The sequence below is a fragment of the Stenotrophomonas sp. LARHCG68 genome, from assembly GCF_052871705.1.
The window spans coordinates 635,130-644,871 of sequence record NZ_JBIXJV010000003.1 but is presented as its reverse complement, the minus strand read 5'-3'; the positions used below and the strand labels follow the sequence as shown (position 1 = coordinate 644,871).

The 9,742-nt window shown below is 63.5% G+C and carries 8 protein-coding genes and 1 tRNA gene; all 9 read left to right on the top strand.

What is annotated here, in order from left to right; all coding sequences use genetic code 11:
- Positions 1–1,032, top strand: a 1,032-nt coding sequence (tuf, locus tag ACIPR8_RS14200) for an elongation factor Tu (protein WP_446541403.1), incomplete at its 5' end; no start/stop codon positions are given.
- A 108-nt stretch (positions 1,033–1,140) separates the two neighbouring features.
- Positions 1,141–1,216, top strand: a tRNA-Trp gene (locus ACIPR8_RS14195).
- 50 nt (positions 1,217–1,266) lie between these two features.
- The gene (secE, locus tag ACIPR8_RS14190; RefSeq protein ID WP_132862489.1) at positions 1,267–1,674 is read left to right on the top strand and encodes a preprotein translocase subunit SecE; all 408 of its coding nucleotides are present in this window, start codon (positions 1,267–1,269) and stop codon (positions 1,672–1,674) included.
- Between the two features lie 10 nt (positions 1,675–1,684).
- The gene (gene nusG, locus ACIPR8_RS14185; protein WP_132862490.1) at positions 1,685–2,245 is read left to right on the top strand and encodes a transcription termination/antitermination protein NusG; all 561 of its coding nucleotides are present in this window, start codon (positions 1,685–1,687) and stop codon (positions 2,243–2,245) included.
- A 202-nt stretch (positions 2,246–2,447) separates the two neighbouring features.
- Positions 2,448–2,876: a 50S ribosomal protein L11 gene (gene rplK, locus ACIPR8_RS14180; protein ID WP_054663281.1), complete on the top strand. Its 429-nt coding sequence runs from the start codon at positions 2,448–2,450 to the stop codon at positions 2,874–2,876.
- Positions 2,877–2,880: 4 nt separating this feature from the next.
- A complete protein-coding gene (rplA, locus tag ACIPR8_RS14175; protein WP_132862491.1) occupies positions 2,881–3,579 on the top strand; it encodes a 50S ribosomal protein L1 in 699 nt (232 codons plus the stop codon).
- Between the two features lie 580 nt (positions 3,580–4,159).
- Complete coding sequence (gene rplJ, locus ACIPR8_RS14170) at positions 4,160–4,690, top strand: 50S ribosomal protein L10 (RefSeq protein ID WP_132862492.1); 531 nt, start codon at positions 4,160–4,162, stop codon at positions 4,688–4,690.
- Positions 4,691–4,753: 63 nt separating this feature from the next.
- Entirely contained in the window at positions 4,754–5,119 is a 366-nt protein-coding gene (rplL, locus tag ACIPR8_RS14165) for a 50S ribosomal protein L7/L12 (protein ID WP_192286600.1), read from the top strand.
- A gap of 346 nt (positions 5,120–5,465) precedes the next feature.
- Entirely contained in the window at positions 5,466–9,656 is a 4,191-nt protein-coding gene (rpoB, locus tag ACIPR8_RS14160; RefSeq protein WP_446541402.1) for a DNA-directed RNA polymerase subunit beta, read from the top strand.
- The last annotated feature ends 86 nt before the right edge of the window (positions 9,657–9,742 follow it).

The window sequence follows — 9,742 nt, the reverse complement described above, 5'->3', positions numbered from 1 at the left end:
CCGGAAGAGAAGGCTCGTGGTATCACGATCTCGACCGCGCACGTTGAGTACGAATCCGAGAGCCGTCACTACGCCCACGTTGACTGCCCGGGCCACGCCGACTACGTCAAGAACATGATCACCGGTGCCGCCCAGATGGACGGCGCGATCCTGGTGTGCTCGGCCGCTGACGGCCCGATGCCGCAGACCCGCGAGCACATCCTGCTGTCGCGTCAGGTCGGCGTGCCGTACATCGTCGTGTTCCTGAACAAGGCCGACATGGTGGACGATGCCGAGCTGCTGGAACTGGTCGAGATGGAAGTGCGCGAGCTGCTGAGCAAGTACGACTTCCCGGGCGACGACACCCCGATCGTGCACGGTTCGGCCCGTCTGGCGCTGGAAGGCGACCAGAGCGACATCGGCGTGCCGGCCATCCTGAAGCTGGTCGAGGCGCTGGACAGCTGGATCCCGACCCCGGAGCGTGACGTCGACAAGCCGTTCCTGATGCCGGTGGAAGACGTGTTCTCGATCTCGGGCCGCGGCACCGTGGTGACCGGTCGTATCGAGCGCGGCGTGATCAAGGTCGGCGAAGAAATCGAAATCGTCGGTATCCGTCCGACCCAGAAGACCACCGTCACCGGCGTGGAAATGTTCCGCAAGCTGCTGGACCAGGGCCAGGCAGGCGACAACGCCGGTCTGCTGCTGCGCGGCACCAAGCGTGACGACGTCGAGCGCGGCCAGGTTCTGGCCAAGCCGGGTTCGATCACCCCGCACACCCAGTTCGACGCCGAAGTGTACGTGCTGTCGAAGGACGAAGGCGGCCGTCACACCCCGTTCTTCAAGGGCTACCGTCCGCAGTTCTACTTCCGTACCACCGACATCACCGGTGCGGTCGAGCTGCCGGAAGGTGTTGAGATGGTGATGCCGGGCGACAACGTGAAGATGGCTGTCACCCTGATCAACCCGGTGGCAATGGACGAAGGTCTGCGCTTCGCCATCCGCGAAGGCGGCCGTACCGTCGGCGCCGGCGTGGTCTCGAAGATCATCAAGTAATAAGCCTGCAGTACCCAGCGGTAACTCTGCTGCTGGTTACGCGAACGGCGGGCCGGGAACCTCGGTCCGCCTTCGCCGTCTAAGGGACGTGTAAACAAGTCAAGTCATACGCCAGTAGCTCAATTGGCAGAGCAGCGGTCTCCAAAACCGCAGGTTGGGGGTTCGAGTCCCTCCTGGCGTGCCACTTGCACATCTCTATCCAGTGACCTTGGTCGCACCAGCAACAAGAGTCGGATGAACAGCAAGATCGAACATTCCAAGTCCGCTGCTTCCGGCGGCGATATGGTCAAGTATGTTGGCGCCGCGCTGCTGGTGCTGGCGGGTCTGTTCGTCTGGTTCTGGTTCTCCTCGCCGGAAAAGGCGGCTCAGCTGGGTGCCTGGTCGGGCCAGCTGCGTGCCCTGGCTGTGGTGGTGGGACTGGTCGCCGGTGGCGCCGTGTTCATGCTGACCGCCAAGGGCCGTCAGACGCGTGAATTCCTTTCCGAATCCCGTTTCGAGCTGCGCAAGGTCGTGTGGCCGACCCGCCAGGAGGCCATCCGCATGACGTGGGTGGTGATCGTGGTGGTGATCGTGTTGAGCCTGCTGCTGGGTGGGTTCGACTTCGCGATCCAGAAGCTGACCCAGTGGTTCCTGGGTCGTTGAGGAGATAACAGTGAAGCGTTGGTACGTCGTTCACGCCTATTCAGGTTTTGAGAAGTCGGTGGCGCAGGCATTGCGCGATCGCATTGTGCGCGACGAGATGCAGGACCGCTTCGGCGACGTGCTCGTCCCGACCGAAGAAGTGGTCGAAATGCGCTCCGGCCAGAAGCGCCGTTCCGAGCGCAAGTTCTTCCCGGGTTACGTGCTGGTCCAGATCGAGACCCACGAAGAAGCCGGCATCCCGCGCATCGACAACGAAAGCTGGCACCTGGTGAAGGATACTTCCAAGGTGATGGGCTTCATCGGCGGCACTGCCGACCGTCCGCTGCCGATCCGTGACGAAGAGGCCGCAGCCATCCTGGATCGCGTTCAGGAAGGTGTCGAGAAGCCGCGTCCGAAGATCCTGTTCGAGCCGGGCCAGATGGTCCGTGTCACCGAAGGTCCCTTCAATGACTTCAACGGCGTGGTGGAAGAGGTCAACTACGAGAAGAGCCGCCTGCGCGTCTCGGTGCTGATCTTCGGTCGCGCTACCCCGGTCGAGCTCGAGTTCGGCCAGGTCGAAAAGGCGGTCTGAGTTCGCGGCCTGGCCTGTTCAGGTTGAGGTCGAAAAAACTGCTAGAATTGCCGGCTCCCTGTCATGGGGCTGAATCGAAGGCTGCCGCGAGGTGGCCTTTGGTGCGATTCAAGGATTTCAAAACGCGAATGCCGGGACGCGTGATTCCCGGTCCGATGGGGAGCCTGTTGTCGAAAGGCGCTAGCACCCGGAGAGCATAAAAATGGCAAAGAAAGTTGTCGGTTACATCAAGCTGCAGGTGAAGGCCGGTCAGGCCAATCCGTCGCCGCCGGTGGGTCCTGCGCTGGGTCAGCGCGGCCTGAACATCATGGAATTCTGCAAGGCGTTCAATGCCGCCACGCAGAAGCTGGAGCCGGGTATCCCGGTGCCGGTGATCATCACGGCCTACTCGGACCGTACCTTCACCTTCATCACCAAGAGCACCCCGGCCACCGTGCTGCTCAAGAAGGCTGCCGGTATCACTTCCGGTTCCAAGCGCCCGAACACCGACAAGGTGGGCAAGGTCACCCGCAAGCAGCTTGAAGAAATCTGCAAGGCGAAGGAGCCGGATCTGACGGCTGCTGACCTGGACGCCGCCGTGCGTACGATCGCGGGCTCTGCCCGTTCCATGGGCCTGGTGGTGGAGGGTTAATCTGATGGCACAGACCAAGCGTGAGAAGGCCATCAAGGCCGCCGTCGTTCCGGGCAAGGCCTACGCCTTCGAAGAAGCGATCAACATCCTGAAGACCGCCGCCAAGGCCAAGTTCGTCGAGTCGATCGACGTGGCCGTGCGTCTGGGCGTGGATGCCAAGAAGTCCGACCAGCAGGTGCGCGGTTCGACCGTGCTGCCGGCCGGTACCGGCAAGTCGGTCCGCGTCGCCGTGTTCGCACCGGCCGGTGCCAAGGCTGACGAAGCCCTGGCCGCTGGCGCCGAAGCCGTCGGCATGGACGACCTGGCCGAGAAGATGCAGGCCGGCGATCTGAACTATGACGTGGTCATCGCGACCCCGGACGCAATGCGCGTCGTGGGTAAGCTGGGTACCGTGCTGGGCCCGCGCGGCCTGATGCCGAACCCGAAGGTTGGCACCGTGTCGCCGAACCCGGCCGAAGCCGTGAAGAATGCCAAGTCGGGTCAGGTGCGTTACCGCACCGACAAGGCCGGCATCATCCACTGCACCATCGGCAAGGCCAGCTTCGACAACGCCGCGCTGCAGTCGAACCTGCAGGCGCTGCTGCTGGACCTGATCAAGGCCAAGCCGGCCACCTCGAAGGGCACCTACCTGCAGAAGGTTTCGGTCAGCTCGACGATGGGCCCGGGCGTCACCGTCGACCAGTCGTCGCTGACCCTGAAGTGATGTGGTGGCCCGCGTGCCTGCCGGCACGCGGCGCCATGAATGCAGTACCTCCGCGGTAGCAGCACCCGAGCCCGGCCATGCCGCCGGATGCTGCTTCCACGGGACCGCAACAGCAGTGTCACCCGTCAGGGCGATGCTGGACATTTGAAGGCATCGCGCCGGTCCGCCGACGCGATAGCCGTCAAAGACCGCAGGCGCGGTCAGCGCATACCGGCGACGGGCACGGAAGCTCGATCTGGCAAGGAGTCGCCGCCGGCATAGCGGGATCGCTTAATCGATCCACTCGTGGATCACCCTGCGTAGATGGTGATGCCCTTCTGGAGTTTTCTGGTTTAACGCACGTCTGGGGTAACCCGGGTTGGCCCACTCCAGGTCTAGAACGGCCACCACAGGAGCATCGTTCCGATGTTCCCGGCGTCCAGGAAGGATGCTGCCATGGACCGTAAGCGGCAGGGAGCCGTGAGCGGAGTTTGTTTGAAGCAGGGATTCGGGATTCGATGTGGGTGCGGTGTGGAGGCGGCTTCGCTTCCGGCCGAAACCGGATCACCCTTCCCGGTCCCCGCTTTAACGGAGGAGTGCAATGGCTCTCAATCTGTCCCAGAAGCAAGAAGTAGTCGCCGAACTGGCAGACGTCGCCGCCAAGGCCCACTCCTTGATCGCAGCCGAATACGCTGGCACCACGGTCGCCCAGATGACCGCGATGCGTAAGCAGGCCCGCGAAACCGGCGTTTTCTTGAAGGTTGTCAAGAACACGCTGGCCGCGCGCGCCGTTGAAGGCACCGATTTCGCAGTTGCAAAGGACCAGATGGTCGGTCCGCTGCTGTACGCGTTTTCGCTCGAGGAGCCCGGCGCAGCCGGTCGCCTGATCAAGGATGCAGCCAAGGGCAACGACAAGCTGAAGGCGAAGGTCGTGGCAATCGGCGGGGAAATCTTCCCGGCCAGCCACGTCGAAGTGCTGGCATCGCTGCCGACCCGTGATCAGGCCCTGGCCATGCTGGCCCGCGTCCTGACCGAGCCGGTCACCATGTTCGCGCGCGCCGTCAAGGCTGTCGGTGAAAAGCAGGACGGTGGTGCAGCAGCAGCTGCCGAGCCGGCCGCTGAAACCGCCTAAGTTCGACGTCCCCGTGGTTCCGTCCGGAACCTCAATCCAGAATATTCTCCAAAGGTAATCAAAATGTCCCTTACCAACGAACAGATCGTCGACGCCATCGCCGAGAAGTCCCTGATGGAAGTGATGGAGCTGGTCAAGGCCATCGAAGAGAAGTTCGGCGTCTCCGCCGCTGCCCCGGTTGCCGTTGCCGTTGCCGGCCCGGCCGCTGTGGTTGAAGAGCAGACCGAATTCAACGTCATCCTGAAGGACGCCGGCGCCAAGAAGGTCGACGTCATCAAGGCCGTCCGCGCCATCACCGGCCTGGGCCTGAAGGAAGCCAAGGACCTGACCGAAGCCGGTGGCGTCGTGAAGGAAGGCGCTTCGAAGGAAGAAGCCGACAAGTTCAAGAAGGAACTGGAAGCCGCCGGCGCGACCGTCGAGCTGAAGTAATCAGTTCCTTGCGTCGCCATTGTTTCGCGGCGATGCAGCCAGGGCTGGGGGTGTAAACCCCCGGCCTTTGGTCGTTTCAAACGTTGTGATGCCGGGCTTGGCCGGGCACCAGGACGGGTAGGGCCGGGCCACGCCCGGCAGGCAGTAGATGTAGAAAGTCCAACGTGGCAGGTGTCCGTCGCCGCCTCCTCCGGGAATGAGCGAACACGGGCACAAGCGAGTTGGCAGTTGGAAGTAGCGGGAGAAGGCGTGCTGGTGCCGGCAATACCAGCGACTTCCAACTGACAATTTCAAGTTTCCCTACGGGTCGTGGACGCACGGCCCGCACAACAAGGTGGAAGACCTCATGACGTCCTATTCGTACACCGAAAAAAAGCGCATCCGCAAGGATTTCGGCAAGCAGCGCTCGATCCTCGAGGTGCCGTTCCTGTTGGCCATCCAGGTCGACTCGTACCGCGATTTCCTGCAGGAAAACGTCGACCCGGCCAAGCGCACCGACCACGGCCTGCACGCCGCGCTGAAGTCGGTGTTCCCGATTTCCAGCTACAGCGGCAATGCCGCCCTGGAGTACGTGGGCTACAAGCTGGGCGACCCGGTGTTCGACGAGCGTGAGTGCCGCCAGCGCGGCATGAGCTACGGCGCGCCGCTGCGCGTGACCGTGCGCCTGGTCATCTACGACCGCGAGTCGTCCACCAAGGCGATCAAGTACGTGAAGGAGCAGGAGGTCTATCTGGGCGAAATCCCGCTGATGACCGAAAACGGCACCTTCATCGTCAACGGTACCGAGCGTGTCATCGTGTCGCAGCTGCACCGTTCGCCGGGCGTGTTCTTCGACCACGACCGTGGCAAGACCCACAGCTCGGGCAAGCTGTTGTACAGCGCCCGCATCATTCCTTACCGCGGCTCCTGGCTGGACTTCGAGTTCGACCCGAAGGACGCGCTGTTCACCCGTATCGACCGTCGCCGCAAGCTGCCGGTGTCGATCCTGCTGCGCGCGCTTGGCTACAGCAACGAAGAGATGCTGGCCGAGTTCTTCGAGATCAACACGTTCCACATCAACCCGGACGAAGGCGTGCAGCTGGAGCTGGTGCCGGAGCGCCTGCGTGGTGAAACCCTGGGCTTCGACCTGGCCGACGGTGACAAGGTCATCGTGGAAGCCGGCAAGCGCATCACCGCGCGCCACATCAAGCAGCTGCAGGCCTCGGGCATCGCCGCCCTGGCCGTGCCGGACGACTACCTGGTCGGCCGCATCCTGTCGCACGACGTGGTCGATGCGAACACCGGTGAACTGCTGGCCCAGGCCAACGACGAGATCAGCGACGAGCAGCTGCAGAACTTCCGCAAGGCGGGCGTTGATGCGGTCGGCACCCTGTGGGTGAACGACCTGGACCGTGGCGCGTACCTGTCCAACACCCTGCGCATCGACCCGACCAAGACCCAGCTGGAAGCCCTGGTCGAGATCTACCGCATGATGCGCCCGGGCGAGCCGCCGACCAAGGACGCCGCGCAGAACCTGTTCCACAACCTGTTCTTCACCTTCGAGCGCTACGACCTGTCCACGGTCGGCCGCATGAAGTTCAACCGCCGTGTCGGCCGCAAGGAAGTCACCGGCGAAGCCGTGCTGTACGACAGCAAGTACTTCGGCGAGCGCAACGACGAAGAATCCAAGCGCCTGGTTGGCGCCCACGGCGAATCGTCCGACATCCTGGACGTGATCAAGGTGCTGACCGAGATCCGCAACGGCCGTGGCGTGGTGGATGACATCGACCACCTGGGCAACCGTCGCGTGCGTTCGGTCGGCGAAATGGCCGAGAACGTGTTCCGCGTGGGCCTGGTCCGCGTCGAGCGCGCGGTCAAGGAACGCCTGTCGATGGCCGAGTCCGAAGGCCTGACCCCGCAGGAGCTGATCAACGCCAAGCCGGTCGCCGCTGCCATCAAGGAATTCTTCGGTTCCTCGCAGCTGTCGCAGTTCATGGACCAGAACAACCCGCTATCGGAAGTGACGCACAAGCGCCGCGTCTCGGCACTGGGCCCGGGCGGCCTGACCCGCGAGCGTGCCGGTTTCGAAGTGCGCGACGTGCACCCGACCCATTACGGCCGCGTCTGCACCATCGAAACGCCGGAAGGCCCGAACATCGGCCTGATCAACTCGCTGGCCGTGTTCGCACGCACCAACAAGTACGGCTTCCTGGAAACCCCGTACCGCAAGGTCGTGGACGGCAAGGTCACCGACGACGTCGAGTACCTGTCGGCGATCGAGGAAAACGAGTACGTGATCGCCCAGGCCAACGCCCTGACCGACCCCAAGAACATGCTCACCGAGCTGTTCGTGCCGTGCCGCTACCAGGGTGAGTCGCTGCTCAAGCCGCCGGCGGAAGTCCACTTCATGGACGTCTCGCCGATGCAGACCGTGTCCGTCGCCGCGGCGCTGGTCCCGTTCCTGGAGCACGATGACGCAAACCGTGCACTGATGGGCGCGAACATGCAGCGCCAGGCCGTGCCGACCCTGCGTTCGCAGAAGCCGCTCGTGGGTACCGGCATCGAGCGCGCCGTGGCGCGTGACTCGGGCGTGACCGTGAACGCCCGTCGTGGTGGCGAGATCGTGCAGATCGACGCCGGCCGCATCGTGGTCAAGGTCAACGAGAACGAGATCACCGATGCCGCCGACGCCGGCGTGGACATCTACAACCTGATCAAGTACACCCGCTCGAACCAGAACACCTGCATCAACCAGCGTCCGCTGGTGAACGTGGGTGACGTGATCGCGCGTGGCGACGTGCTGGCCGACGGCCCGTCCACCGACATCGGTGAACTGGCGCTGGGCCAGAACATGCTGATCGCGTTCATGCCGTGGAACGGCTACAACTTCGAAGACTCCATCCTGCTTTCCGAGCGCGTGGTGGAAGAGGATCGCTACACCACGATCCACATCGAAGAGCTGACCTGCGTCGCGCGTGACACCAAGCTGGGGCCGGAGGAAATCTCGGCCGACATCCCGAACGTCTCCGAGCAGGCGCTGAACCGCCTGGACGAGAGCGGCGTGGTGTACATCGGTGCCGAAGTGCGCGCCGGCGACATCATGGTCGGCAAGGTCACCCCGAAGGGCGAAAGCCAGCTGACCCCGGAAGAGAAGCTGCTGCGCGCCATCTTCGGCGAGAAGGCTTCGGACGTTAAGGACAGCTCGCTGCGCGTTCCGCCGGGCATGGACGGCACCGTCATCGACGTGCAGGTCTTCACCCGCGACGGCATCGAGAAGGACAAGCGCGCCCGCCAGATCGAAGAGAACGAGATCAAGCGCGTCAAGAAGGACTTCGACGACCAGTTCCGCATCCTGGAAGGCGCCATCTACGCCCGTCTGCGTTCGCAGATCGTGGGCAAGGTGGTCAACGGCGGCGCCGGCCTGAAGAAGGGCGACGTGATCTCCGACGCGTTCCTGGACGGCCTGAAGAAGTCCGACTGGTTCACCCTGCGCATGAAGGACGACGACGCAGCCGAAGCCATCGAGCGTGCCCAGATGCAGATCCAGGCACACGAGAAGGAATTCGAGCGCCGCTTCGCCGACAAGCGCGGCAAGATCACCCAGGGCGACGACCTGGCACCGGGCGTGCTGAAGATGGTCAAGGTGTTCCTGGCCGTGAAGCGTCGCATCCAGCCGGGTGACAAGATGGCAGGCCGCCACGGCAACAAGGGTGTGGTCTCCAACGTGGTGCCGGTCGAAGACATGCCGTACATGGCCGATGGCACCTCGGTGGACATCTGCTTGAACCCGCTGGGCGTGCCGTCGCGTATGAACATCGGCCAGATCCTGGAAGTGCACCTTGGCTGGGCCGCGAAGGGCCTGGGCAAGCGCATCCAGCGCATGCTGGAGCAGCAGCGCGCCGTCAGCGAGCTGCGTGAGTTCCTGGGCAAGGTCTACAACCACGACTCGGCCCTGGCCGGTGAGCGCGTCGACCTGACGCAGTTCAGCGACGAGGAACTGATCAACCTGGCCAAGAACCTGACCGACGGCGTGCCGATGGCAACCCCGGTGTTCGACGGTGCGCTGGAAGACGAGATCCGCGAAATGCTGAACCTCGCCTACCCGGACGGTGCCCCGGAGACCGAGGTGCTGGGCTTCAACGGCAGCAAGACCCAGATGCAGCTGTTCGACGGCCGCACCGGCGAAGCATTCGACCGCAAGACCACCGTCGGCTACATGCACTACCTGAAGCTGAACCACCTGGTCGACGACAAGATGCACGCCCGTTCGACCGGCCCGTACTCGCTCGTCACCCAGCAGCCGCTGGGCGGCAAGGCGCAGTTCGGTGGCCAGCGCTTCGGTGAAATGGAAGTCTGGGCGCTGGAAGCCTACGGCGCGGCCTACACCCTGCAGGAAATGCTGACGGTGAAGTCCGACGACGTGCAGGGCCGCAACCAGATGTACAAGAACATCGTCGACGGCGAGCACGAGATGGTCGCGGGCATGCCGGAATCCTTCAACGTGTTGGTGAAGGAAATCCGCTCGCTGGCCATCAACATGGAACTGGAAGACAACTGATCGGGCAGGCGCTGCTGCAGTGATGCAGCAGCGCCGCCAGCAGCGACCTGACAGCCCATCGACAAAGATTTCCTCCTTTCGGAGAA

What these genes read in the sequence shown, in the direction of transcription:
- rplL (WP_192286600.1), top strand. Translation starts at nt 4,754, where the DNA reads ATGTCCCTTACCAACGAACAGATCGTCGACGCCATCGCCGAGAAGTCC.
- rplJ (WP_132862492.1), top strand. Translation starts at nt 4,160, where the DNA reads ATGGCTCTCAATCTGTCCCAGAAGCAAGAAGTAGTCGCCGAACTGGCA.
- rplA (WP_132862491.1), top strand. Translation starts at nt 2,881, where the DNA reads ATGGCACAGACCAAGCGTGAGAAGGCCATCAAGGCCGCCGTCGTTCCG.
- secE (WP_132862489.1), top strand. Translation starts at nt 1,267, where the DNA reads ATGAACAGCAAGATCGAACATTCCAAGTCCGCTGCTTCCGGCGGCGAT.
- rplK (WP_054663281.1), top strand. Translation starts at nt 2,448, where the DNA reads ATGGCAAAGAAAGTTGTCGGTTACATCAAGCTGCAGGTGAAGGCCGGT.
- rpoB (WP_446541402.1), top strand. Translation starts at nt 5,466, where the DNA reads ATGACGTCCTATTCGTACACCGAAAAAAAGCGCATCCGCAAGGATTTC.